Raw genomic sequence first — 24766 nt, 5'->3', positions numbered from 1 at the left:
TTTAGAAAAATATTTTATTACTTAAAATCTTTAAGTGTAATTTCAAAAGCTAATGCTTGGTTAGGTCCTATTGTAGCAGGAGCTCTAGTTCCATATGCTTTATTTGGAGCACAGTATAGTATAAATGTAGAGCCATTGGGTATTTTAGGAATTGCATCCTTCCAACATTCTATTAGATTTCTAAGAGGGAAAGTAGCACTCTCACTCGAATCAAAGCTTGGTCCGATAAGTTTAGCTTCTTTTACACTATTAAGCTTAGATTTATCATCTTCATATGCTATTACAGGAGTAGTTCCTTTATAAGCAATAGTTACTGTGCTATCTATAGAAGCTTTTTTACCATCCCCTTGTTTAATCATTTGATAGTAAACACCATCATTTACTTCAATAGCATTATCCATTTTAGCAATTTGTGACATAAACTCATCTGATTTAACCTTATTTAGCTTAGCTATATCTAACTGCTTTTTAATCATCTTATCTTTTAGAGTTTCCATATTTCTTCTAATCTGACTTTCAGAAATTCTAGGCTTATCACCATTGATAGCTTCAGCAAAACCTGCGATTGTCTGTTTGTCATATAGTCCAAAATCTTGTCTAGCAATTCCAGACCCAACTTGATATCCGACTACGTAACTAGCATTAGAGCCCATTTTTAAACTGTTATTAACAGCAGAATCGTTTGTTTGTGCTTGTGTCGTAGTACTTGGACTAGTTGTAGTATTAGCTATAGTTTGAGTTTTAGCATCGTTAGTTGTTTCTTTGGTAGAGCATGAGCTTATTGTTAGTCCTAGAACAGTGCATGACATTATTGTTACTATTTTTTTTAGTTTCATCTTATCTCCTTATTTATCTTTGAATATCATTTTTGGTGATATTAAAAAAATCAAAAAGCTCTTTATCTAACATTTGAGATGGAGAAATATTTGATAGAGCTTTGAATATAACATTCTTTCTTTCAGTATTATTACTCTCCCATCTGTTAAGCATATCTTTTATGAATACTCTTTGCAAATTATCTTGTGAACCACATAGATTACAAGGTATTATCGGGAAGTTCTTTAATTGAGAGTATTCTAATGTTTCTTTTTCACTCACGAAAGCAAGAGGACGAATTACAATATTACGTTTATCATCGCTTAATAGCTTTGCGGGCATCGCCTTGATAGAACCGTTATAAAAGAGATTTAAAAAAAATGTCTCTATAATATCATCACGATGGTGCCCTAAAGCAATTTTGGTAATATTATTTTCTTCAGCAAAATCGTATAGAATACCACGTCTCATTCTCGAGCATAGTCCACATGTTGTTTTACCATCAGGTATCACTCTTTTGATAACACTATAAGTATCTCTTTCAATAATATGAAATTCGATATTTTTAGTTTTAAGATAATTAGGTAAAACTTCTTCAGGAAAACCTAGTTGTTTTTGATCTAGATTCACAGCTACAATATCAAATTTTATAGGGGCTTTTTGTTGAAGAAGAAGTAGCATCTCAAGTAGACAATATGAGTCTTTACCTCCAGACAGGCAAACCATTATTTTATCGCCATCTTCAATCATGTTATATTGATTTATAGCTTGAGCAATTTTTCTTAGAATTTGTTTTTCTAATTTTTTTAAAGATTGTTTATTTATTTCAGTCATTTTTTTCTAAAATCATTTTTTTAGTTCATTAGGTATTTTTGTAACCTATGTGTTTTTGGATTGTAACAAGCAAGTTTTGCACTTGCTTTTGTAATAACTTGTTCATAACCTACTAGACGTATTTCATACTCAAACTCAAGACTTGTAGCACTAATTTTTGCTATATATTATGTTACCTCAATTTTATTGGGGTGTAACAACGGTAGTATATATTTACAAGTTTGTTCGGTAATTACTAGTTGGATTGAGTTTTGTGTGGCCCAAGACATTAGCCCAGTATTTTCATAAGCCCACGTTGTACGGGCTTCTTCCAAATAATTAAAGTAGGTATTGTTATTTACATGCCCATATTTATCAGTGTCAGCAAAACGAATATTAACAATATGTTTAAATATATTTGATTTCATTATTTACCTTTAGAAAATATAAGAAGTAGAGGTTTTTGAGGGACTTCACAATTTTGTAGTTGTACAGCATATTTTTGAGCAACATCTGCAGTTTTACGTGCATAGCTCTTTAAAAACGAATTATTTCTGTGACTACCTCTTTTATATCCACCAATACCCTCATGATATGCAAGATATAGGTCATAAGCATTTGATTTGCTTATACCTGTTTTGTTATGAACATTGTTTAAATACCAACCCATAAAATCTACAGCATCAGCATAATCAGATCTTGAGACAAAAGATTGTTTAGTTTCTTTTTTATAGTGATCCCATGTGCCATCTAGAGCCTGTGCATAACCATAAGCGCTTGATGCTCTGCCTTTTGGAATAAATCCAAAATAATATTGCATAGAAGGTTGAGCATCAGCTCTAAAAGATGATTCCTGTCGTACAAATGCCATCTGTATATTCAGAGGTATTCCCCAGCGGTCATAAGAATCGATCATATCATAATACCAGTTTGGATATTGATGAATTATGCTACAAGCATTATTGATATTTTTTGGAGGCTCCGTTGAACATGATCCTAATATCACTATGGCTATTGTTAATGATAATAGTTTAAGTATTTTTTTCATTATAAATTCCTATAAAAAACATCTACAACTTTATCTTGGAATCTACGTGCATTATAACGATCAGAATGTTTAAGATCATTAAGCATAATAGAGAATGAAATACGATGGTTTTTTGCAGTTAGGACATAACCAGATAGTGTTGATACTCCAGACAAAGTTCCCGTTTTTGCATGTACTCGACCAAGTAATTTACCCCCCATTATGTATGATATTGTACCACTCATGCCAGATGCTGGAAGATAGTTATAGAACTGCTTACCAACTTCACTATTATAAGCTTTGGTTAAAAAATCTACCATAAACTTAGGGCTAACACGGTCTAGATGTGATAGTCCAGATCCATCATACATAGTCAAAGCAGAAGTATCTAACCCTAATTTTTTATATAGTATACTTTGGACTACTTCTATGCCTGCTTTAGTTGAGCCAATTCCTTTTTCTTTTAAACCAATTGTATTTAGTATAGTTTCTGTATACAAGTTGTCCGAATGCTTAAGTGTTTGATCAAAAAAATGACCTATTGTTGCTGATTTTGTAATTAGTTGTGCATCGTAACCAGCTGGAATGGTGTTGGTAATAAGAACATTGCCATGCTTTATTCCGTTTGAACTTAAGAAATCGTTAACTGTATCAACAGTTTTAAGAGAGGGGTTCTTAATAGCTAGTTTAAACATTTTTTCTGCAGCTCTTGACAAGTAGCCACTGATATATAAAACATTATTATCATTCATGGATAATAATGTTGCTTTTGATGTGCTAGTATATTTTGCTGAATTTTTTATATCAATATTGCTGGCATTGCTTAATTCAACAACTCTAGTTGACAAGCTATTTGGATTTTTAACTAGTTTTATGACTGTACAGTTTCTATTTAGCGTAAAACTAGAAGCTGGAGCTCCATAGCATAATGTACTATCTTCTTTTGACCAACCTTCTGGAACATATGGACCAGAGAATACTCCAACAAGATACACATCTCCTGTGATTTTAGATATTCCTTTTTCTGTTTTGATTTTTTCTATTAATGAGCTTAGTTGCCCTCCAGTAAGTGCTGGATTGCCTGTAAACTTAATATACATATCTCCATGTAAGGTATGATTATTTACTCTATTGGATGGGTACAAAATCGTAGTAGTGAATCTAAAATCATCAGGAATAGAGAACAATCCGGAAACAATAGTAAATACTTTATTATTACTTGCTGGTTTCATAGATCTATTTTGAGCATAAGAATACAAATCATTCCCAGTCATGGTTCTTTGAGTTGCTATAGCAATTTTAGCGTCAGCTAAGTTGTATTTTTTTACTAGAGATTGTATTTCGCTACGAGTAGATGCATAAGAAGCATTTGTACTAATTACAAATATAGATAGAGCTATCAAAAGCTTAGTTCTTTTTACCAAAGCGATAAACCTATGTAAGTTTCTAAGATTCTTAATTTGGAATAATAGCATTTTATGCAATATAAATATAGTGCGATGAATGCAATATATTAACGATATATTAGTTATAAGCCATGTTGTATTTATCATCTTATATGATAGAATAGTAGCCTATAAATTTTGTTATGGGACTCTAAAAGTCCTATAGTTTGTTAGACTTATTAAACTGGCACTTAAGTGAGGTGAGAGGGTATGCCAAGCGTTAGAGTTAAAGAAAGAGAACCTTTTGATGTTGCTCTTAGAAGATTCAAAAGATCTTGTGAGAAGGCTGGAATAGTATCTGAACTACGTCGTAGAGAGTACTTTGAGAAGCCAACTTGGGCACGTAAAAGGAAGAAAGCTGCCGCTGTTAAAAGAGCCATAAGAGCAATATAATTGCTAGAAGGTAGTATATTATTTAATTCATCGTTGAGAGTTTAACTCTCCCTTTAACTAGGAATTCTTTTAATAAAATGTCACAAATTTTTGATCAATTGACTCTTGATATGAAAGAGTCAATGAAAAATAAAGATAAAAATAGATTAACTACTATTCGTATGGCTATGTCTGCTATTAAGCAGAAGCAAATTGATGAAAAAATTGAGATAACAGATGAGGTTGCTATAGCTGTAATCACAAAAATGATTAAGCAAAGACAAGATTCTTACACTCAATATATGCAGGCCGATAGAGCAAAACTTGCTGAAGGCGAGAAAAAAGAGATTGAGATCTTAACTAAATATATGCCTAAACAATTAAGTGATGAAGAGGTTGTTATTATAGTTCAAAAAGCAATAGAATCTGTAGGAGCCACATCTATGAAGGAGATGGGTAAGATAATGGCTAGTGTGAAAAAAGAGCTTGCTGGTAGAATAGATATGAGTAAAGTGAGTGCTATAGTAAAATTAAATTTAGTATAAGTTCTAGATATAATCAGTATGGCAAAAAAGATTTCTAATAATTTTATAAAGGAACTTGTTGCAAATGCTGATATTGCGGATGTCGTATCGAGATATGTTAATCTAACTAAATCTGGAAAAAATTATAAAGCCTGTTGTCCATTTCATAATGAGAGAACACCATCGTTCTTTGTTAACTCACAAAAAAAGTTCTTTCATTGCTTTGGGTGTCATGAGTCTGGTGACGCTTTAACTTTTGTAAAAAAAATCAATAATTTAGATTTTATTGAGGCTGTTAAAACTCTTGCCGAAATTGTAGGCAAACCAGTTGAGTATGAAAACTATTCTCAGGAAGATTTATATAAAGAACAGCTATTCAATAAATGTATTGGTTTTTTAGTAATTGCCCAAAAATATTACCGTTGGAATCTTGGTAATTCAGCTTCAAAAGAAAAGGCTATAGCCTACCTTAAAAAAAGGGGAGTTGATAGTGAGTTTGCCAAAGTTTTTGGTATTGGATATTCATCTGATGGATGGAATAATATTACTCAGTTGGCTAAATCTGTAAATGCATCAGAAGATATATTGATTGCTACAGGACTTTCAATAAAAAATGATAAGGGAAATATCTATGATCGTTTTCGCAATAGAATAATGTTTCCTATTAGAAATATTCAAGGTAATGTAATTGGCTATGGTGGTAGAGTAATAGATGATTCTGACGGTGTTAAATATATAAATTCTCCTGAGACTATAGTTTTTCAGAAAAATAACATTCTATATGGGCTTTATGAATATAGAGAAAAGAAAAAACAATGTCCTGATTTATTAAATCAAAGCCTTATTGTTGTAGAAGGCTATATGGATGTTATAGGTTTAGCTAAATATGGTTTTTATTGTGCAGTGGCTACATTAGGAACAGCGTTCTCTCAAAATCATGCAAAAATATTGTTTCGTGAAAACAATTCTATTGTTTTATGTTTCGATGGTGATAGTGCTGGTCAAAAAGCAGCAATTAGGACTATTAAGATAATTCTTCCTATTTTAGATGGCAATAAAAAACTTAGGATACTTACTTTAGAAAATGGTAAAGATCCAGATGACTATATTAAAGAATACGGTCTAGACAATTTTTCTAATTCATTAAAAAAATCTCAGCCTGTTTCAGATTTTATAATAAACTATATTATAGATGATAAAGATATCTCTAAAGCTGAGTGTAAAGCAGAAATAGTAGAAAACTTAAAAGAATTTTTGATTGATGTAGAAGGGAACATTTATTCAGAAAGTATTATTTCAACTGTTGCGGAGAAGATAAATATTAATTCTAATCAAATAAAGAATCTACTTAAGCTAGGTAAACAGAAGTCAAATATAGTTAATATAGATATCAATAATTATAAGGCTAGACAAAAAAGACTATCTAGGAACATGTTACTCGAAGAAGTAATGTTGGCAGAAATTTTCGTCAATATTACTGATTTTCGTATTCTATTAAAAGAAAACAACTTTGAAATATTTGCTACTTCAAAAAATCTTGATATTCTTGTTAAAAGCTTGAAAATTCTTAAAGAAGACTCATCTAATGAAATAGAAGCTGTAATATTGATACCGTTGTTGGCAGAGGACTATCCTGACTATAGAGAGTATTTTTTTGAGTTGCTAAGCTATGGCATTAATAAAGCTAGAAAAAAATCTGATGGTGAACAATACTACCATCAGATATTAAAAGATTTAAGAAGGATTGAAGCTAATAGTGTAAAAGAACAGCTTAATTACTTAGGATCTCTACCTTTTAGAACAGATGTTCAAGAGATGGAACGTAAGTATTTAGTAGCAAAATTGAGTAATAAAATATAAAAAATCTATTGGAGTATTAGTAGATGACAAGAGAAGATTTACTTTCTGATCTAAAAGATCTTATGGTTGATGGTAAAGAAAGAGGCTATTTAACTAGAGCAGATATTTTAGATGCATTGCCAGGAGATGTGTCAGAAGATCCAAAAAAATATGAAGAAATAGAAGCTATCCTCATAGATGCTGGTATTGATGTATATGATAGAACTCCTGAGTTAGATGAAGATGATGAAAGAAAAGTAAGCGAAGCAAACTTAGATGATTTAAAAGGAAAAACATCTGATCCTATTCGTATGTATATGCGTGAAATGGGGATAGTTGACCTTTTAGATAAAAAAGGTGAAACTGATATTGCTATTAGGATCGAAGAAGGTACTACTGAAGTTTTTAGTACTATTTTGAGTTATCCAATAGTTGTCAAAACTTATATTGAGCGTTTTCGTGAGTTAGAAGAGAAGGCGGTTGATTATATAGCTTCTCAAGATATTGAAGATGAGCCAGTTGCTAAATATATTCGTTTTAATGAAATTATGGCTGGGTTTAGTGATGAACAAATAGCTGAAGAAAAAGTTGCAGAAGATGATCATGATGAGAAGATTGATACTCAAAGGGCTTATAATTTCTTCACAAATCTTGAGAAAATGTTTGAAGAGTATCAAGAGAAGCCAAACAAAAAACTTTATAGCAAAATAGTCAAAGAGTTTGAAAGTTTGAGATTGTCTACTTCCCATTTACAGAAATTAGTTGATTATATTAGGCTTCCTTATGCAAGAGTTAAGGAGTTTGAGCGAAAAATTCTTAGATTGTGTGTGGAAAGATCAAGAACTCCTCGTCAAGAATTCATAAAAGTGTATGAAATAGGATCTGTTGAATGGCTACTACCATTAACTAAAAAGTATAAATTTACAGATAATACTATTAAAGAAATCCATAATTTAACAAAACAAATTAATCAATTCCAGAGTCTGATGATGATGGAAATTGAAGAGCTCAAGAAAGTTAATATTGAGATTTCTAAAAGTGAAGCAAAAATTACTCAAGCTAAAAAGGAAATGATTGAAGCAAATTTGAGATTAGTTGTTTCTGAAGCTAAAAAATATACCAATAGAGGATTGCATTTCTTAGATATCATTCAAGAAGGTAATATCGGCTTAATGAAAGCTGTAGATAAATTTGATTATCGCAAAGGTTTTAAGTTTTCAACTTATGCGACTTGGTGGATTCGCCAAGCAATTACTCGCTCAATTGCTGACCAGGCTAGAACAATTCGTGTACCTGTACATATGATTGAGACTATTAATAAAGTTAATAGAATTAAGCGTCAAATTCTTCAAGAAAAAGGTCGTGAGGCTACAGAGGAGGAAATTATAGAATATACTCCGAATATGACTAAAGATAAGCTTAAAAAGATTCTCAATATATCTCATACTCCAATCTCTATGGAAAGCCCAATTGGTGATGATGAAGATTCTACAGTTGGTGATTTTATTGAGGATAAAAATAATTATTCTCCGATAGAGGCTGCAAATTTAGAAAATCTAAGAGAAGCAATTAAGGAGCTTATTGATACTGGTTTAACTGAGAGAGAAGCAAAGGTTCTTATGATGCGATTTGGTATTGGTATGAATACTGATCATACTCTAGAAGAGGTAGGCAAGCAGTTTAATGTTACTAGAGAGCGTATTAGACAGATTGAGGCAAAAGCTCTTAGAAAACTTAAGCATCCATCAAGATCGACATTTTTGAAGACATTTTTATAATCTTTATAATAAGCAAAATTTATTTTTCAAAATAGCTTTTTATTTCTTGTTGTGCTATATTCTCGCTAAATTTTATTTATTCAGTTTTTTTAAATTAAAAAAATAATATTTCTATTCATATTGGTATTTAGTACTTTAAGTCTTAATAGTTGCTTGCTAATTGGTGCGGGTGTGTATGGTGTTGATCAAGCTGCATCATATTCAGAGAATCTTGATTACTCAGTTGTAGAAGTTAATGAATCTGTTCTAAATACTTTAGCAAAAATACCAGGTGTAACCATAACCAAAAATATCATAACTAATCAAGCGTCAGAAATTGATGGTAGTGTAAATTCTAGGAGATTTAAAGGTACATTCAATATTAGTATAGCTAGGATAGCTGACAATTCATCAACATTAACTATTAAATACGATATATTTGGTGATAAAGTTCAGTCGAAAAGATTTCTTGAAGATGTGAAAACAGATCTACATAAGAACTATAATTAAAAAATTTCTTACAATTTATTTATAGCTCAATCAATTCTATAAATTCATTGACATATTGGTTTTGTATAGTCTTAACATCTATTCTGTCAAAAAAATCAGATAATTGACACATCTCTAAATTGGTATATCCACATGGATTAATATAGCTAAATGGCATAAGATCCATTTTAGTATTTATAGCAATGCCATGGTAGCTTTTACCTTGCTTTATTCTTAAACCAAGAGAAGCAATTTTTTTGTTATTTATATATATGCCATGAGCATTTTCAATAGTGTGAGAATTGAGATTATAATGCTTCTGAAGTATATTTGTACAGGCTTGCTCAACTATATCGACCAATTTCTTTGCACCAAGTTTATTTCTTTTTATGTCAAGCATAAAATATATAACAACCTGACCAGGACCATGATATGTAACTTGTCCACCACGATCAGTTTCAACAATTGGTATATCATGTGGGTTTAAAACGTGCTCGGGTTTACTATGCTTGCCCTGTGTAAAGACACTAGGATGTTCAACAAGCCAAATCTCATCCTTAGTAGTGTTATCGCGTTCGATTGTAAAATCAGCCATTTGTTTAAAAACATCAGAATATGGCTGCAATCCTAAATCTCTAATTATGATATCTTCTTTCATAGAATAAGAATTATTATAAAACCATGTGTACTTTAGGATGACTAGAAATTTCTTTGTAAATATTATCTAGCTGTTCTTTACTATCAGCTGTAAATATGGCTGTAATAGATATATACTTGCCAGTTTTACTTTCTTTAGTATTAAAATCAATTTCATCATGTTTTGGTACATGTTTTTCAAAAACTTTAAGAATAAACTCAACAGTCTCTTTTTGTGGATTTGCCATTATTTTAATCGGAAACTGGCAAGGAAATTCAAAAAAAGTTTCTGGTTGTTCATTTTTATTATCTTCAGACATTGTAAACCCTTTATTTTAGTTTAAATTACCACCAGCCTCTCTGTGATATATCATTCATCGATACTACTGGTACGCTTGCTATTTTTTCTTTAGTATCACCAAGTGTTATAACGAGCTCACCTACAGTTTGTCCTTTCTTAATTGGGGCTTTTATGCCTGGAGTGAAGACTATACCTTGTTTTAAGAATGGTATATATGTTTTAGGAACTGTTTGGTATATGTTTTGAGTTGAAGCAACCGTTATTTTTTGTCCTGCCTTAGCATTAGGAATATTATCCGCACTTATCGTAACAGGCGAGTTAGCCTTGTATAGTAGAACATTTTCATATTTACTTATAGCATATCTTAGCAGTTTAGATGATTCTGAGTCTCTCTTAGCTGAACTGTTAGTACCAAGAACTACAGAAATGAATCTTTCACCATCTTGTTTCGCAGAAGAAACTAGACAGTAACCAGCTGCGTCCGTATAACCAGTTTTCATGCCGTCAGCACCATCAAAAGTGAATAGAAGTCTATTTCTATTGTTTTGAAGAACAAAATTATCACTCTTAGGAAATAATTTAGAACACTTATCCTGAGTTTGTGAATCTAAACCTTTAGCAGAGAAACTTTCTAATACACTGCCGCTAGAACGATCGAATTTTGGCAAGCATTGTTTACGGTCTGCAATGCTTACAGACTCCTGTTCTGTAGCATTCCATACTAAACCTCTATCATCATATATCTTATATGCATCTGGGAAGTTATATATGTAAGATCTTGCTAAAAGTGACATATCATGAGCTGTAGTGTATTGTTCTCCTCCTGGTAAACCATCGGGGTTAGCAAAATGAGTATTATTCATTCCAATCGCTTTAGCTGTTTGATTCATTAAATCTGTAAATGCTTCTGCTGTTCCGCCGATATATTCAGCAAGAGCTATAGTGGCATCATTACCAGAAACCACATCCATACCTGTTACTAAGTTTTTGACAGAAACTTTAGCACCAGCTTTTACATACATTTTAGATCCTCCAGTAGAAGCAGCCTTTTCACTTATCGGTACCATAGTATCCCAACTCAGATTTCCAGCTTTGATTTCACTAGCAATAATATATGATGTCATGATTTTTGTTAAGCTAGCGGGAGGTCTTCTAACATCCATATTCTTTTGACTAACAATATCTCCAGTACGATAATTCATAGCCACCCATGCTGGAGCATCTAATTCAATATTAACTGGTCTTACTATTATATCTTTTTGTTCTAGTCCATTACTGCCGTTAAAATATGGGTCAGAACTGGACGAAATATTTGGAGTTGCGAAAGCCGTAGTGGCCACCAAACTAGCTGTTAATAAAACTATCTTTTTAAATTTCATAATTTTCCTCTTTAAAATCTTGATTAAAGTGTAATTTGTAAATAATATCTCACAACATTTTAATATTTATAGGTTATAAATACAAAGGTTTTTATGATAGACTCTTTTGTAGTGTATCAAGCGTTTATGCTTTAGCAAAGATATAGGAGAAATTGTTATGCTAAAAAATATACCTTGTGGAAAAGATGTTCCTAATGATTTCAATGTTGTAATTGAAATACCTCAAGATAGTGATCCGATCAAATATGAATTTGATAAAGATAGTAATATGATTGTAGTTGATAGATTCATGTCATCTACAATGAGATATCCGTGTAACTATGGTTTTGTTCCAAATACTCTTTATGATGATGGTGACCCTATTGATGTATTAGTTTTAGCCCCATATCCATTGGCAGTAGGTTGTGTGATCAACTGTAGAGCTGTTGGTGTTTTCAAAATGGAAGATGATGGTGGTGTTGATGCTAAAATTATTGCGGTACCAAGCGCTAAGCTAACTAAAGAGTATGATCATATTAATGATGTTGATGATTTACCGGTAACACTAAAGCAAAGAATTGAACATTTCTTTACTCATTATAAAGATCTTGATTCAGGCAAATGGGTAAAAGTTGATGGTTGGGATAATGCTGCTTTTGCTAAGCAAGAAATTAAAAAATCTATCAGTAACTATAAATAAATTCTTCTTTTGTTTTAAATATTTTAGTCTCAGAATCATTTGTGATAATATCTATAAATTGAATCAAATATTCTTTTTAAAGTTAATAATGAAAATAAGAAAAGAGAAAAATATTAAATTAGCGATCTTTGATGTTGATGGGGTTCTTACTGATAGTGGGATAATAATCTCAAATGACGGGAATGAATTTAAAAACTTTAATGTCAAAGATGGACTCGGCTTAGTCCTGCTTCAAAAGTTAGGTATTAGAGTAGCTATTATAACTGGCAAAGAATCAAAGATTGTTCATGATAGATTTATAAGCTTGGGCTTAGATGCTGAAGATATTTATCAAGGGCAAAAAAATAAAGTTAAGGCATACGAAAACTTAAAAAACAAGTATGATTTAAATGATCAAGATATTGCTTATATGGGTGATGATCTACCAGATCTTGTCTTGATGAATAAAGTAGGACTATCTGCAACTCCTTTTGATTCGATAGAAATAGTAAAAGAATATGCTGACTACATTTGTCAAAACAGAGGTGGCAATGCTGCTGTCAGAGAGTTTTGTGATTATATTATCAAGCACATGGGACTACATAATAAAATCATTAATGACTTTTTAGAGTTTGGCGGAGTGAAATAAAGATAAAGATGAAGTTCTTCACTAAGTATTCTTTATTTGCGAATGTACTCTCAATAATAATTATTATCTTTGCTATGCTTTATATAAGTTATAATGCTCTAGATGGTGCAAAACCTCTTAAAAGTAATCAACAAAAAAATCGAGTTGAGTTAAAAGCTTTTGATTTTACTTATAATAAGTATGATGTAAAAGGTAATTTAGCAACAAACTTTTTTTCTAAAGAGTTAAGGCGTTATATTAATCAAGATTTATTCATGATTGATCTTACTGAAAAAAGTTATGATAGTAAAACTGGTAAGTTGCAATGGCAAGTTAAATCTAAACATGGTTATATTCAACAGTTTACAGGGCAGAACTTAACTCACTTATATGATGGTGTTGATTCTATTATATATACTAATGGCAATGCAGTAGACTCTCAAAATAATAAAAAGCCTGATTCAACATCTTTGGATAAGATTTTCATTAAAACGTCAGAGATATTTTATAACTCGGGTTCAAAAGACTTTTATAATGCTAGATTTACAAAAATGTATGATCCTGAAACTGGTAATAATACAACAGGCATAGGAGTAGCCGGCAACTCAAACTCAAAGGTTATAAGACTTGGAAAGAATGTAAGGAGCTACTATGCGTCGAGTTAGATTGACTGTGGCAATTTTTCTTTCGTTTACATCATATGCCTTTTCAGATGTAAGCGAAAATCAGATTGATAGTAGTTTGCAAATGTATGATTCTGCACTTCAAGAAGATAATGTTGCTGATAATGAAAAAGAAGATAATTCGCCTACTAATAGTCTAAAGGAGTATGGTCCTGTTACTATATGTTCTGATAGTGTTACCTATGATGATAATCAGCGTGTAATTACTTATTTAGGCAATGTATTTGTGATGCAGATTCATAATAATCATATTCTTTGTCATAAGCTTACAACGCCTAAAGATAATATTGTTTACTTCGAAAGAGATCCTTCATTTACTCTAGAACAATTACAACAAAGTTGGCTAACAACAGCTAAAAAACTTTGTGCTGAGCAAAAAGAGTGTAACTTTATATCTGGTCAAAGACTAGTAATAAATTTAGATGATAAAAAGAAGCTAAAGACATTTACTATGATTTCGGATGATAATCATAATTCTCAATTCTATACCTATCCTACAAATTCAAATCCTGATTATAAGACTGTTAAAACAGCCACTAGGGGACCTGTTGAAGGTAAATCAAAAATGATAATTTATCATGTCGATGATAAACATTTAGAAATGTATAGAAAGGCTGTAGCTTATCAAAATGATAATGTTTACAAAGGTGAAAAAGTAATCTTTGATATTGATCACGATTTAATATCTATTCCAGGTAGTGAAAATAGAAGATCTACAATAATGTTAGATGGGGTGCAGAAACAGACTAGAATTGATACTGGGCTTACACCTATTGGTGATTATGGTAAAGATAGACAAAAAGGAAGTGTGATAGGATTGAACACTTATAACACCAGTACATAATTTTAAGAGTGGTTTAAAATGGAAAAATATACATTAGAAGCAAAAAGATTGGGTAAAAAGTACGGTGCTCGCTGGGTAGTAAATAATGTGTCTATGAAAGTTTCAACAGGTGAAATTGTTGGATTACTAGGTCCTAATGGTGCGGGAAAAACCACATCTTTCTATATGATTGTTGGACTTGTCGCTGCCACACGTGGCAAGGTACGTATGGGTGATGAAGATGTAACAAAAATGCCAATTCACTTAAGAGCACGAAGAGGGTTGGGATATTTACCTCAAGAAGCTTCTGTATTTAGAAAGCTAAGTGTAGAAGATAATATTGTAGCTATATTAGAAACTCGTAAAGAGCTTAATAAAATCCAAATAGAAGAAAAACTTAATGAACTTTTAGATGAATTTAGTATTCAACATATTCGCAAAAGTTTAGGTATGAGTTTATCTGGTGGAGAGCGAAGAAGGGTTGAGATTGCAAGAGCATTATCTATGGATCCTAAGTTTATTCTCCTCGATGAACCATTTGCAGGGGTTGACCCAGTTTCGGTAATTGAAATTAAAGAAGTTGTAAGACATCTTAAAGATAGAGGGATAGGTGTATTAATTACAGACCATAATGTACGTGAGACGCTTGATATTTGTGAAAGAGCATATATTGTGAATGCTGGAAATATGCTAGCCGCTGGTTCTCCAGAAGAAGTCTTAGCTGATGAGACAGTTAGAAAAGTATATCTTGGAGAAGATTTTAAATTGTAATTGATTACACAATTTATAAAAGGAAATAAATTATGCAAATTGATCTGACAAAATCAAAAGTGGTTTGTGTTGGTAGGAATTATGTTGAACATATTCATGAGCTAAATAATGAAGTTCCAGATAGTCCAGTTATATTCATTAAGCCTAATTCAAGTATATCTAAAGATCTTGGATTATCCCCAACTAGAGAAATACATTATGAATGTGAGATAGTCTTTGCATTTGATCATGATTCAAATATAAAAGTAGTAGGTTTAGGCTTAGATTTAACTGATAGAAATTTGCAATCAAAACTTAAGAGTAATGGACTACCATGGGAATTAGCTAAAGCTTTTGATAATAGCGCTATAATTAGTGATTTTGTTGAGATTGATAGTCAAGATATTGAATTTTTAAACTTTAAAGCATATAAAAATAACTCCTTAATTCAACAAGGTAGCTACGATTTAATGATTTATAAACCTCAACAAATTATAGATTTTTTAAGTCAAAATGAGATATCTGTGGCTGAAAATGATTTACTGATGACAGGAACACCTAGAGGTGTTGGAGTAGTAAATCATGGCGATAAATTTAGAATAGCCCTTTTTTGTAAAGATAGAAAAATATTAGAAGCAACTTTTGGATAAATGATATATGTGGGCAATTGTAGGAGGTAGTGGTTTTGAATCTTTTGATGATTTTGAGATTATAGAGGAGCTATCACGAGAAACTCTATTTGGGTTATGCTCAAATGGTCTCTTTAAGATAAAAATAGAAGATAAAGAAGCATTATTCCTAAATAGAACAGGCTTAGGTCAGAATATACTACCACATCAAATAAACTACAAAGCAAATGTATATACTTTGAAAAAATATGGAGCTACTTCTATAATTGCCTTATCTTCAGTTAGAAGTTTAAGAGAAGAGTTAAAACCTGGAGATATGGTTATTCCATATTAGTTCATTGATAGAACAAAATCCTTGCGAGAGTTTACCTTTTGTGAACAAGGTTTGCTTAATTAAACCCATAACTGAGAGTATTGCTGAAGAGATTAGGACTAAAAAGCAAGAATTTGATTTTGATATACATTTTAAGCAGTGTTATGTTTGTGAGGGTCCACAATTTCCAACAATAATTGATGCTAAATGTTTCCAAAGCATGGGAGGTGGTGTTATAGGTATGACCGCCTTCCCAGAGTTTGCATTAGCAAGAGAAGCTGGACTTAACTATATTAGCTGTAACTTTATTGTTGACTATGTCCCTTGGTCATATGATGTTAGAAATTTGTATAATGTTTTAGAAATAAGAGAAACAAATAATTATAAAGCTGAAAAAATTGTCAAATGGATGGTGAATAACTTGTCATTTTATGCTGAAAATGATTGTCATGAGCTAGGTATTGCTCGGTACTTATCAACACCTATTGAATTATTATCTCCAAATAAAAAAGAATGGCTTAAAGTTATAGCTAGGGATAATTCTGAGCATGAAGAAGCACTTGAAGCAGAAATTCTTAAAAAGGTTCTAGACTTATATGGAGGTATCAAAACTATACCTGCTAAATTACAAGATCTATTGACATTTATTAGTAAGTTTGACAGAGATGGTAATCGTCAAGATATTGATGCTACAAGAAAGGCAGCTGCATCACTAGGGTTATATAGTTATCCTAAAGTGGATATTGAGAGTGTTGAAAATATTGAAATCACACATGATGATGGTCACAATATTCCTGTTAGAGTATATAATCCTAAAGTTGATGAGAAACTTAAGGTAATAATTTTTTCTCATGGTGGAGGATTTGTATTTGGTACACTTGATTCATTTGATGCTTTTTGCCGTAAGCTTTCATTAACCACTAATAGGATTGTTTTTGCTATTGATTATCGTCTTGCACCTGAACATAAGTTTCCAGCTGGTTTAAATGATGTAGAGTTTGTTGCAGAACATGTTTATCAGCACTCCAAAAAACTTGGTGTATCTCGTAAGAAATTTACTTTAATGGGTGATAGTGCAGGAGCTAACTTGACAGTTTTAGCGACTTATAACCTACTACAAAAAGGTACTGTTAAAATCGAGAATAATATTATTCTGTACCCATCTGTAGATTTATCACATATGCCAACAAAATCATTAGAAGATTTCTCTAGTGGTTATATTTTGACCAAGGCAAAAACTAAATGGTATTCTGAGTTGTATGTACCAGAGAGTATGGACAAACGCTCTCCAGAAATATCGCCATTTTATATCAAAGAATTAGATAATATGCCGAGAACTTTAGTTATGACAGCAGGCTATGACCCTTTAAAAAAAGATGAGGGATTATTATTTGCTGAAAGACTTCTTAGACATGATGTTGAGGTACAACATTATCATTTTGATAGTTTAGTGCGTGGTTTTATTAATTTCTCAAAATTGATTCTAAAAGAGATGGAAATACTTCACTCTAGAGTTATTAAATTTCTTGGCTAATTATGAAAAATTATCTACTACAAATTGAGTACTTTGGTAAAAACTACTGTGGTTGGCAAAGGCAATCTCATTCGCCAAGTGTTCAAGAAGAGCTAGAAAAAGCACTCTCAAAAATTGCAAATCAAAATATAGAAGTTACTTGTGCTGGTCGAACTGATACCGGCGTACATGCGACTTCGCAAGTTGTTAACTTTCATTCGGATGCAGATAGGACTCTTAGCTCTTGGATGAGAGGTACAAATGCTCTTTTACCAAAAGATATCAAAATACTAGATATCAGAGAAGTTGATAATGATTTTAATTCGAGATTTACAGCAATAAATAGAACCTATAATTATATTATCTATAATAATATAACTAGTTCACCAATATTTGTGGAACATTGTTTGTGGGAAAATAGAGAGTTAAATATAGATAAAATGAATCAAGCCTGTAAATACTTATTAGGTGAACAAGATTTTACATCTTTTAGATCATCTCAATGTCAGTCTAATACGCCATTTAGAAATATTCAAAAAGCTGAGTTTATCAAACTGGGGAATTTTATAGTATTTGAGGTTATTGGTAATGCTTTTCTGCACCATATGATTAGAAATTTTATAGGCTCATTGCTAAAAGTAGGTTTAGAATTTGAATCTCCAGAATGGATTAAGCTAGTATTAGAAGCTAAGGACAGAACGAGAGCAGCTGAAACAGCTAAAGCACATGGTCTATACTTTGTTGGGGTTGAGTATCCTGATTTTAGCTTTAGACGTCGAGTAATGGAGCTTTTTTATTAGTCTAATAATTTAGTTTCCTACGAAAGTCTTATACGACTATATATTTAATATTATATTTATCACTAAAAGCTAATTACAATCAAATTCATTTAGGTTAAAATATTCTTTTAAGAAAATATTTATTTCTATAAAAATGAAAGATATACATAATCATAAGATTTTGATTTTAGATTTTGGTTCGCAATATACTCAACTTATCGCGCGTAGAGTGAGAGAGGTTGGCGTCTTTTGTGAAATATTTCCTCATGATATAACAGATGATTTTATCAAAGATTATCAAGCTAAAGGTATAATCCTTTCTGGTGGTCCTGAGTCTGTGTATGACTCAGATGTTAAAGCTCCGGAAATAGTTTTTGAATTAGGAGTTCCTGTTTTAGGTATCTGCTATGGTATGCAAACAATGGTGATGCAGCATGGTGGAGAGGTCAAAGGTGCTGATCAAAGTGAGTTTGGTAAAGCGATCATTAATATCTTAAAATCATCAGAAAATATATTTTCCAATCTTAAAACAGAACAGTCTGTATGGATGAGTCATAGTGATAAAGTTACTCAAACTGGCGAACACTTTGAAGTAATAGCATCATCAGCTAATGCTCCTGTTGCAGCTGTTGCTCACAAGAGTAAACCTTTTTATGGAGTACAGTTCCATCCTGAAACTACTCATACAGAGAATGGTAAACAAATTATAGAAAATTTCGCTTTAAATATCTGTAAATGTGATGCTCTTTGGAATATCGAAAATATTATTGAAAACGATATTAAAGAAATAAAAAAACAGGTTGGAAGTTATAGAGTAATTTTAGGCTTATCAGGTGGTGTTGACTCATCTGTGGTAGCAGCAATATTACATGAGGCTATTGGCGATCAACTTACCTGTATATTTGTAGATACTGGATTACTTCGTTTTAACGAAGGCGACCAAGTTATGGAAGTATTTGCAGAGCATATGGATATTAATGTTATTCGTGTAAATGCTAAAAATAGATTTTTAGATGCTCTAAAAGGTATCGGCGATCCTGAAGAAAAGCGTAAAATTATAGGTAAACTTTTTGTTGATATTTTTGATGAAGAAGCAGCTAAAATCGACAATGCGAAATGGCTTGCTCAAGGTACAATATATAGCGATGTAATTGAGTCAGCTGGTAATAGTCAGTCTAAAGCTCATGTTATCAAATCTCATCATAACGTTGGTGGTTTGCCAAAAGAGATGAAGCTTAAACTATTAGAACCATTAAGAGAGCTGTTTAAAGATGAAGTACGTAAACTAGGCTTAGGCTTAGGCTTACCATATAATATGCTTTATAGACATCCGTTCCCAGGACCAGGTCTTGGTGTACGGATATTAGGCGAAATTAAGAAAGAGTATGTTGAAACTCTACAAAAAGCAGATGTGATCTTTACTGAAGAGCTTTATAAGCATAATTTGTATCATGATATTTCTCAGGCCTTCGGTGTTTTCTTACCGGTTAAGTCAGTTGGAGTCGTAGGAGATCAGCGTAGATATGAATATGTCATAGCATTAAGAGCGGTGGTCAGTATTGATTTTATGACTGCAACATGGGCAAATTTGCCTTATGACTTCTTATCTATAGTTTCAAATAGAATTGTAAATGAAGTTAAACAAGTATCACGAGTCGTTTATGATGTAACAGGTAAACCACCTGGAACAATTGAGTGGGAATAACCACTAGTTGACGAAATGTTTAATTTATTAAAGTATATGTTCTTTAGAATTGTACTTTTGGGTTAGATTAAGATTTTATACTATGTCAAAATATACTATTTTAGATAAGATAAATACCCCTGCGGATCTTAAGCTTGTACCAGAGGGCCAGCTTAAAGAATTAGCATCTGAGTTAAGAACTTTTTTGGTAGACACATTGGATGTGAGTGGTGGACATTTTGCAAGTAGTCTTGGTGCTACAGAATTAACAGTTGCTTTGCATTATGTCTATAACACGCCTTATGACAATATAGTTTGGGATGTGGGTCATCAAACATATATTCATAAAATTCTAACAGGTAGAAAAGATAAGCTTATTACTATCAAAAAAGATGGTGGAATTTCAGGTTTTCCGAATCGATCTGAAAGTGAATATGATACCTTTGGAGTAGGGCATTCAAGTACTTCAATAAGTGCAGCACTCGGTATGGCTATTGCAGATAGACTACAAGGTAAGCACTCTAATTCAATTGCTGTAATTGGAGATGGCGCTATAACTGGTGGTATGGCATTTGAGGCACTTAATCATGCCGGAGGAATTAAAGAAGACATTCTAGTTATTCTCAATGATAACGAAATGTCAATTTCTGATAATGTTGGTGGTCTTTCTGCTCATTTTAGCAAGATTATTTCAGGTGGCTTTTATAACTCTATTCGTGAAAAAGGAAAGGAAGTTCTTAAAAATATTCCACCGATGTTTGAGTTTGTGAAAAAGATAGAAACACAGACTAAAGGAATGTTTGTCCCTGCAAATTTTTTTGAAGATTTAGGTTTTTATTATGTAGGGCCAATAGATGGGCATAATGTTGTAGAGTTAGTAAAGACTTTAAGAATTTTAAAAGATCACAGAGGTCCGAAACTTTTACATGTAATTACCAAAAAAGGTAAAGGCTATACTAAAGCAGAATCTGATCCAATTAAGTTTCATCATGTTGCACCAAGTTTTCATAGTGGAGATGCTCAATCAAAAGCTTCTAGGCTAACTTACTCAAATATATTTGGTAACTGGATTTGTCAAAAAGCAGCTAAAGATGAGCGCTTAGTAGGTGTAACCCCAGCTATGAAGGAAGGCTCTGATTTAATTAGATTTTCACAACAATATCCAAATAGATACTTCGATGTGGCTATTGCTGAGCAGCATGCAGTTACTTTTGCAGGTGGTTTAGCATGCCAAGGACTTAAGCCTATAGTTGCTATTTACTCAACATTTCTACAAAGAGCTTATGATCAAGTTATACATGATATAGCATTACAAGATTTAGATGTCTTATATGCTGTTGATAGAGCTGGTCTGGTTGGAGCAGATGGAGCAACTCATGATGGTAGTTTTGATATATCATTTATGCGTTGTATTCCAAATCATGTAATTATGACTCCTAGTGACGAAAACGAGACATATCATATGCTTGAACTTGGATATGAATACAAGGGACCTGCAATGGTACGCTATCCTCGTGGAGCAGGTATTGGTGCTGAAATTACTGATAATCTTGATATAGAATTAGGCAAAGCAAAGCTTGTTAAAAAAGGTTCAAGAGTCGCTATTTTAAATTTTGGAACTTTATTACCTCTTGCTAACCAGCTAGCTAATAAGTATGATATTACTGTAGTTGATATGAGATTTGTAAAACCTCTTGATGAACAAATGATTAATCAAATATGTCAAAACCATAATATTGTATTTACACTTGAGGAAAATTCAATAGCTGGGGGAGCAGGTTCTGCGGTTAATGAGTATATATTTGCTAATGATCTAAGTAAAAATATAACTGTTAGAAATTTCGGCTTAAAAGATGAGTTTTTAACTCATGGTACAAAAGATCTTCTGCTAGATCATTCAAATCTTTCTTTCAACAAAATAGCTGAGGTTTTAGAAAAGCTTTTAAGTCTCAAAAAATAATTATTATAAAATCTATATCTGAAATTTAATTATAGTTGCCATTAATCTTACTATATAGTATTTTGAGAGTTACTATTTTATAATTTCTAACATATTTATTTTTGGTGATACTCATCTGATGAAGAAAATATTTCTGGTTATTTTTTGATACTCTTATTAGCATTATTATACTATTATTTTATCTATCAAAACTATAATAATTGGCTAATTGTTAACCAAAAACCACAGGGTGAGACTATTATTGCTTTTGGTGATAGTTTAACAGCTGGATATGGTGTAGATAAATATGACAACTATCCATCTCAATTATCAAGAATGATTGGTGAACCTGTAATAAATATGGGAGTATCTGGTGAAACCACAGGTCAAGCACTATTAAGAATTGAAGATGTTGTACAAGTTAATTCTAGAATAGTAATAGTATCACTAGGAGCAAATGATCTCAGAAAAAGAATTCCTGTAGCTCAAGCTTTTGCAAATTTAAGACGTATAGTAAATATACTACAGGCAAATGAGACATTAGTTGTTATTGGAGGTTTAGATATGCCATACTATAAAAATGATTATGCTGAAGACTATATCGAGTTTGCAAAAATTAATGGATGTTTGTTAGTTCCTAATGTTTTAGAAGGAATTATTGGCAACCAAGATTTAATGGTTGATGCTGTGCACCCTAATGCAAAAAGGATATACAATTATGGCAAATCAATTTTATAATGTTATAGAAGGATATATTGATTAGTATTAAAACAGTTAGATACCTTTATTAAGATTAGAGACGCCTTCTTTTTGATAGACGTGATAGACATCTAAACCAAGCTTTCTTCTAATGTATGGTAAAGAGAAATAACCACGAATATATTTTTCGCCATTTTCATTCTTATCATACACTACTATATGATGGTAATCCGAATTAATCAAAGTATTAAGGATATGACCAATCTTAGTATTTTTTATAATAGAGTAAGATACAGTATTTACCTTAGCAATTGGTAACATAATATCATGTGTAACTAAATCAGCGGGTTTTGTGCCTGAGCTTCTAGCTCTTTCTTGAAGTGCTTGGCTTTCTATATAATGAAGAGCAATCGTCCCTACAACTTTATCTTCAGCACTAATGACTAGTGCAAAATCTTTATGATTATCAATTATTTTTGTTTTCACATCCTTTATATTTAGATCTGCTCTAACTGTCAAAGCATCATGATCCTTATAATCCCTAAAGACCTCTAAAGCGGAACTTTCTAAGTAAAGAAGATGGCTAGCATCATCTCTAAGATAGTTTATTGATTTAGTATCGGTAAAGTGAGAAAGCTCTATTTGTTTAAAGTCTTTTAAATCCACTATTTTCTCCATATATTAATGTCGATTTTATAAATAGATTTTAGACAAAACATTTATCTTTTTCAAAGTTTATCAATCAATATTTTTAGTATAAATAGTTAAGGTAGCAAAATTATTCAATTATAAGCATTTAGAACGGGCTAGAGCAAATAATAATAGTAGCTATAAGTTAATATTAAAAACACTAAAAATGTTATAATAGACTAAATTTTTATTAGAAGATTAAAGTATGATCGAGACAGATAGAATAATTTTAGCAAATACTGTACAAACTAAGGATGAAAATTCCATTGATAGAGCTATAAGACCAAAAACTTTAGCTGAATATGAAGGTCAGCCTGCAGTACGCGAACAAATGGAGATTTTCATTCAAGCTGCAAAATCTCGAAAGGATGCTCTTGATCATACTCTTATATTTGGGCCCCCAGGTTTAGGTAAAACAACATTATCAAATATTATTGCCAATGAAATGGAAGTGGAACTTAAGCAAACAAGTGGTCCAGTTTTAGAAAAAGCTGGAGACTTGGCAGCACTTTTGACTAACTTAGAAGAGAACGATGTATTATTTATCGATGAAATACATCGCTTAAGACCTGTTATTGAAGAAATATTATATCCAGCTATGGAAGATTATCAGCTTGATATTATGATTGGTGAAGGTCCCGCAGCAAGATCAATCAAGATTGATTTACCTCCATTTACATTAGTAGGGGCTACAACTAGAGCAGGGCTTCTGACTTCACCCTTGAGAGATAGGTTCGGTATAATTCAAAGGCTAGAATTCTACTCAGTTGACGATTTAGCTAAGATAGTTTATCGTTCGGCTAAGCTTTTAGATCTAGATATTACAGACGATGGTGCCAACGAAATTGCTAAACGTTCAAGAGGTACACCAAGAATAGCAAATAGATTACTACGTAGAGTTAGAGATTATGCTCAAGTTAAAGCTTCTAGAGTTATATCTTATGATATTGCTGATAAAGCTCTTACAATGCTAAAAGTTGATCCTGTAGGATTTGATCATATGGATCATAAATATCTACTTACATTAATGGAAAAATTTGGTGGTGGTTCAGTAGGATTAGATACGATGGCAGCTGCACTTAGTGAAGAAAAGGGAACTATTGAAGATGTCATAGAACCATATTTAATCCAGCAAGGATACATTATGCGTACAGCAAGAGGGCGTATTGCAACTTTGCTAGCATACAATCATTTTAAATTAAAAATACCAGATAGTTTATCATCAGATCAACAACAGAACTTATCTCTTTAATTCAGAACTTATTCTTTAACAAGAAGCTTTAAGCTTATCTAAATTATTTGATTTAATTACACTATTTAATCTATTTTGATATTCATCTCCCTCTAACGCAGAGTATTCTGTCAGAGTATTATGAGTTGAGAAGTATTGCCATTAGCTTGTCTTACTTGTCTAAATTTAGCAAACTTTTCTCCAGTATTTAATCTAAAGTAGTATCCAAGAATACTATCTCCAACATCTTTAAAAGTCTCTACTTGGACATCTGAATCTTTAGCCTTGACACCACAGTTTTCTTCAAAACAATGTAATCCAAAATAATTATTATAGTCAACTGCAAATC

Annotated in this window: 23 protein-coding genes and 3 pseudogenes; 17 read left to right on the top strand and 9 right to left on the bottom strand. The window is 31.9% G+C overall.

Annotated features, from left to right (window positions below; genetic code table 11):
- Positions 1-17: 17 nt before the first annotated feature.
- The 5 genes and pseudogenes from FNO12_RS05085 to dacB all read right to left on the bottom strand — a co-directional run bounded on the left by FNO12_RS05085 (position 18) and on the right by dacB (position 4080).
- Positions 18-836, bottom strand: a complete 819-nt coding sequence (locus tag FNO12_RS05085; RefSeq protein ID WP_030005616.1) for an FKBP-type peptidyl-prolyl cis-trans isomerase — start codon at positions 834-836, stop codon at positions 18-20.
- Between the two features lie 13 nt (positions 837-849).
- Positions 850-1650 (bottom strand): tRNA 2-thiocytidine(32) synthetase TtcA, encoded by an 801-nt coding sequence (gene ttcA / locus FNO12_RS05080; protein WP_014714969.1) that lies wholly within the window; start codon positions 1648-1650, stop codon positions 850-852.
- Positions 1643-2057 (bottom strand): annotated as a pseudogene (locus FNO12_RS11530) (acyl-CoA thioesterase). Before FNO12_RS11530 ends, ttcA begins: the two are co-directional and overlap by 8 nt.
- The gene (locus FNO12_RS05070) at positions 2057-2677 is read right to left on the bottom strand and encodes a transglycosylase SLT domain-containing protein (protein ID WP_014714968.1); all 621 of its coding nucleotides are present in this window, start codon (positions 2675-2677) and stop codon (positions 2057-2059) included. The pseudogene FNO12_RS11530 and the gene FNO12_RS05070 overlap by 1 nt, the downstream one beginning before the upstream one ends.
- Entirely contained in the window at positions 2677-4080 is a 1404-nt protein-coding gene (dacB, locus tag FNO12_RS05065) for a D-alanyl-D-alanine carboxypeptidase/D-alanyl-D-alanine endopeptidase (protein WP_041257495.1), read from the bottom strand. Before dacB ends, FNO12_RS05070 begins: the two co-directional genes overlap by 1 nt.
- A gap of 231 nt (positions 4081-4311) precedes the next feature.
- Here dacB and rpsU point away from each other — a divergent pair, with 231 nt between their 5' ends.
- The 5 genes from rpsU (at position 4312) to FNO12_RS05040 (ending at position 9103) form a co-directional block, all read left to right on the top strand.
- Entirely contained in the window at positions 4312-4494 is a 183-nt protein-coding gene (gene rpsU, locus FNO12_RS05060; RefSeq protein ID WP_014714966.1) for a 30S ribosomal protein S21, read from the top strand.
- 77 nt (positions 4495-4571) lie between these two features.
- Positions 4572-5018 (top strand): GatB/YqeY domain-containing protein, encoded by a 447-nt coding sequence (locus tag FNO12_RS05055; RefSeq protein ID WP_014714965.1) that lies wholly within the window; start codon positions 4572-4574, stop codon positions 5016-5018.
- A gap of 18 nt (positions 5019-5036) precedes the next feature.
- The gene (gene dnaG, locus FNO12_RS05050) at positions 5037-6857 is read left to right on the top strand and encodes a DNA primase (protein ID WP_014714964.1); all 1821 of its coding nucleotides are present in this window, start codon (positions 5037-5039) and stop codon (positions 6855-6857) included.
- Between the two features lie 23 nt (positions 6858-6880).
- Entirely contained in the window at positions 6881-8614 is a 1734-nt protein-coding gene (gene rpoD / locus FNO12_RS05045; RefSeq protein ID WP_014714963.1) for an RNA polymerase sigma factor RpoD, read from the top strand.
- A 153-nt stretch (positions 8615-8767) separates the two neighbouring features.
- The gene (locus FNO12_RS05040; RefSeq protein WP_200146988.1) at positions 8768-9103 is read left to right on the top strand and encodes a DUF3568 family protein; all 336 of its coding nucleotides are present in this window, start codon (positions 8768-8770) and stop codon (positions 9101-9103) included.
- A 19-nt stretch (positions 9104-9122) separates the two neighbouring features.
- Here the strand turns inward: FNO12_RS05040 and lipB are convergent, their stop codons facing one another.
- From lipB to FNO12_RS05025, 3 genes are read right to left on the bottom strand one after another with little or no spacing between them, the layout of a single operon-like run.
- Positions 9123-9740, bottom strand: a complete 618-nt coding sequence (gene lipB, locus FNO12_RS05035) for a lipoyl(octanoyl) transferase LipB (protein ID WP_014714961.1) — start codon at positions 9738-9740, stop codon at positions 9123-9125.
- A gap of 13 nt (positions 9741-9753) precedes the next feature.
- Entirely contained in the window at positions 9754-10038 is a 285-nt protein-coding gene (locus FNO12_RS05030; protein WP_014714960.1) for an HP0495 family protein, read from the bottom strand.
- Positions 10039-10063: 25 nt separating this feature from the next.
- Complete coding sequence (locus tag FNO12_RS05025; RefSeq protein ID WP_014714959.1) at positions 10064-11398, bottom strand: D-alanyl-D-alanine carboxypeptidase family protein; 1335 nt, start codon at positions 11396-11398, stop codon at positions 10064-10066.
- 157 nt (positions 11399-11555) lie between these two features.
- Between FNO12_RS05025 and ppa the strand changes: the two genes are divergently transcribed.
- The 11 genes and pseudogenes from ppa (at position 11556) to FNO12_RS04970 (ending at position 22560) form a co-directional block, all read left to right on the top strand.
- A complete protein-coding gene (ppa, locus tag FNO12_RS05020) occupies positions 11556-12077 on the top strand; it encodes an inorganic diphosphatase (protein WP_014714958.1) in 522 nt (173 codons plus the stop codon).
- An 88-nt stretch (positions 12078-12165) separates the two neighbouring features.
- The gene (locus tag FNO12_RS05015) at positions 12166-12705 is read left to right on the top strand and encodes a KdsC family phosphatase (protein ID WP_014714957.1); all 540 of its coding nucleotides are present in this window, start codon (positions 12166-12168) and stop codon (positions 12703-12705) included.
- An 8-nt stretch (positions 12706-12713) separates the two neighbouring features.
- Positions 12714-13349, top strand: a complete 636-nt coding sequence (lptC, locus tag FNO12_RS05010) for an LPS export ABC transporter periplasmic protein LptC (RefSeq protein ID WP_014714956.1) — start codon at positions 12714-12716, stop codon at positions 13347-13349.
- The gene (locus FNO12_RS05005) at positions 13336-14211 is read left to right on the top strand and encodes an LptA/OstA family protein (RefSeq protein ID WP_014714955.1); all 876 of its coding nucleotides are present in this window, start codon (positions 13336-13338) and stop codon (positions 14209-14211) included. Before lptC ends, FNO12_RS05005 begins: the two co-directional genes overlap by 14 nt.
- Before the next feature lie 18 nt (positions 14212-14229).
- Positions 14230-14961 carry an LPS export ABC transporter ATP-binding protein gene (gene lptB, locus FNO12_RS05000; RefSeq protein ID WP_014714954.1) on the top strand — a complete coding sequence of 244 codons (732 nt, stop codon included), beginning with the start codon at positions 14230-14232 and terminating at the stop codon, positions 14959-14961.
- A 32-nt stretch (positions 14962-14993) separates the two neighbouring features.
- Positions 14994-15590 carry a fumarylacetoacetate hydrolase family protein gene (locus FNO12_RS04995; RefSeq protein WP_014714953.1) on the top strand — a complete coding sequence of 199 codons (597 nt, stop codon included), beginning with the start codon at positions 14994-14996 and terminating at the stop codon, positions 15588-15590.
- A 7-nt stretch (positions 15591-15597) separates the two neighbouring features.
- Positions 15598-17416, top strand: a pseudogene (locus FNO12_RS04990) (alpha/beta hydrolase fold domain-containing protein).
- Positions 17417-17418: 2 nt separating this feature from the next.
- On the top strand, positions 17419-18195 hold the full coding sequence (truA, locus tag FNO12_RS04985) for a tRNA pseudouridine(38-40) synthase TruA (RefSeq protein WP_014714952.1): 777 nt from the start codon (positions 17419-17421) through the stop codon (positions 18193-18195).
- Positions 18196-18328: 133 nt separating this feature from the next.
- Positions 18329-19879, top strand: a complete 1551-nt coding sequence (gene guaA, locus FNO12_RS04980) for a glutamine-hydrolyzing GMP synthase (protein ID WP_014714951.1) — start codon at positions 18329-18331, stop codon at positions 19877-19879.
- An 82-nt stretch (positions 19880-19961) separates the two neighbouring features.
- Positions 19962-21818 (top strand): 1-deoxy-D-xylulose-5-phosphate synthase, encoded by a 1857-nt coding sequence (dxs, locus tag FNO12_RS04975; protein WP_014714950.1) that lies wholly within the window; start codon positions 19962-19964, stop codon positions 21816-21818.
- Positions 21819-21936: 118 nt separating this feature from the next.
- Positions 21937-22560, top strand: a pseudogene (locus FNO12_RS04970) (GDSL-type esterase/lipase family protein).
- A gap of 11 nt (positions 22561-22571) precedes the next feature.
- On the opposite strand, the gene FNO12_RS04965 reads toward FNO12_RS04970, so the two are convergent.
- A complete protein-coding gene (locus FNO12_RS04965) occupies positions 22572-23162 on the bottom strand; it encodes a CBS domain-containing protein (protein WP_174805280.1) in 591 nt (196 codons plus the stop codon).
- A gap of 229 nt (positions 23163-23391) precedes the next feature.
- On the opposite strand from FNO12_RS04965, the gene ruvB reads away from it, so the two are divergent.
- The gene (ruvB, locus tag FNO12_RS04960) at positions 23392-24438 is read left to right on the top strand and encodes a Holliday junction branch migration DNA helicase RuvB (RefSeq protein WP_014714947.1); all 1047 of its coding nucleotides are present in this window, start codon (positions 23392-23394) and stop codon (positions 24436-24438) included.
- Positions 24439-24766 lie beyond the last annotated feature (328 nt).

This window comes from Francisella orientalis FNO12 (assembly GCF_001042525.2).
In the GTDB taxonomy this organism is placed as follows: Bacteria; Pseudomonadota; Gammaproteobacteria; order Francisellales; family Francisellaceae; genus Francisella; species Francisella orientalis.
Note: the sequence above shows the minus strand (reverse complement) of the source record. Positions and strands in the feature narration are given on the sequence as shown.

Bases quoted from the DNA above. Each gene is read 5' to 3' on its own strand.
- ppa (WP_014714958.1), top strand. From the start codon at position 11,556: ATGCTAAAAAATATACCTTGTGGAAAAGATGTTCCTAATGATTTCAAT.
- rpsU (WP_014714966.1), top strand. From the start codon at position 4,312: ATGCCAAGCGTTAGAGTTAAAGAAAGAGAACCTTTTGATGTTGCTCTT.
- lptC (WP_014714956.1), top strand. From the start codon at position 12,714: ATGAAGTTCTTCACTAAGTATTCTTTATTTGCGAATGTACTCTCAATA.
- rpoD (WP_014714963.1), top strand. From the start codon at position 6,881: ATGACAAGAGAAGATTTACTTTCTGATCTAAAAGATCTTATGGTTGAT.
- FNO12_RS05015 (WP_014714957.1), top strand. From the start codon at position 12,166: ATGAAAATAAGAAAAGAGAAAAATATTAAATTAGCGATCTTTGATGTT.
- FNO12_RS04995 (WP_014714953.1), top strand. From the start codon at position 14,994: ATGCAAATTGATCTGACAAAATCAAAAGTGGTTTGTGTTGGTAGGAAT.
- truA (WP_014714952.1), top strand. From the start codon at position 17,419: ATGAAAAATTATCTACTACAAATTGAGTACTTTGGTAAAAACTACTGT.
- FNO12_RS05085 (WP_030005616.1), bottom strand. From the start codon at position 836: ATGAAACTAAAAAAAATAGTAACAATAATGTCATGCACTGTTCTAGGA.
- FNO12_RS05030 (WP_014714960.1), bottom strand. From the start codon at position 10,038: ATGTCTGAAGATAATAAAAATGAACAACCAGAAACTTTTTTTGAATTT.
- dnaG (WP_014714964.1), top strand. From the start codon at position 5,037: ATGGCAAAAAAGATTTCTAATAATTTTATAAAGGAACTTGTTGCAAAT.
- FNO12_RS05005 (WP_014714955.1), top strand. From the start codon at position 13,336: ATGCGTCGAGTTAGATTGACTGTGGCAATTTTTCTTTCGTTTACATCA.
- FNO12_RS05055 (WP_014714965.1), top strand. From the start codon at position 4,572: ATGTCACAAATTTTTGATCAATTGACTCTTGATATGAAAGAGTCAATG.
- lipB (WP_014714961.1), bottom strand. From the start codon at position 9,740: ATGAAAGAAGATATCATAATTAGAGATTTAGGATTGCAGCCATATTCT.
- FNO12_RS05070 (WP_014714968.1), bottom strand. From the start codon at position 2,677: ATGAAAAAAATACTTAAACTATTATCATTAACAATAGCCATAGTGATA.
- guaA (WP_014714951.1), top strand. From the start codon at position 18,329: ATGAAAGATATACATAATCATAAGATTTTGATTTTAGATTTTGGTTCG.
- ttcA (WP_014714969.1), bottom strand. From the start codon at position 1,650: ATGACTGAAATAAATAAACAATCTTTAAAAAAATTAGAAAAACAAATT.
- dxs (WP_014714950.1), top strand. From the start codon at position 19,962: ATGTCAAAATATACTATTTTAGATAAGATAAATACCCCTGCGGATCTT.
- lptB (WP_014714954.1), top strand. From the start codon at position 14,230: ATGGAAAAATATACATTAGAAGCAAAAAGATTGGGTAAAAAGTACGGT.
- FNO12_RS05025 (WP_014714959.1), bottom strand. From the start codon at position 11,398: ATGAAATTTAAAAAGATAGTTTTATTAACAGCTAGTTTGGTGGCCACT.
- ruvB (WP_014714947.1), top strand. From the start codon at position 23,392: ATGATCGAGACAGATAGAATAATTTTAGCAAATACTGTACAAACTAAG.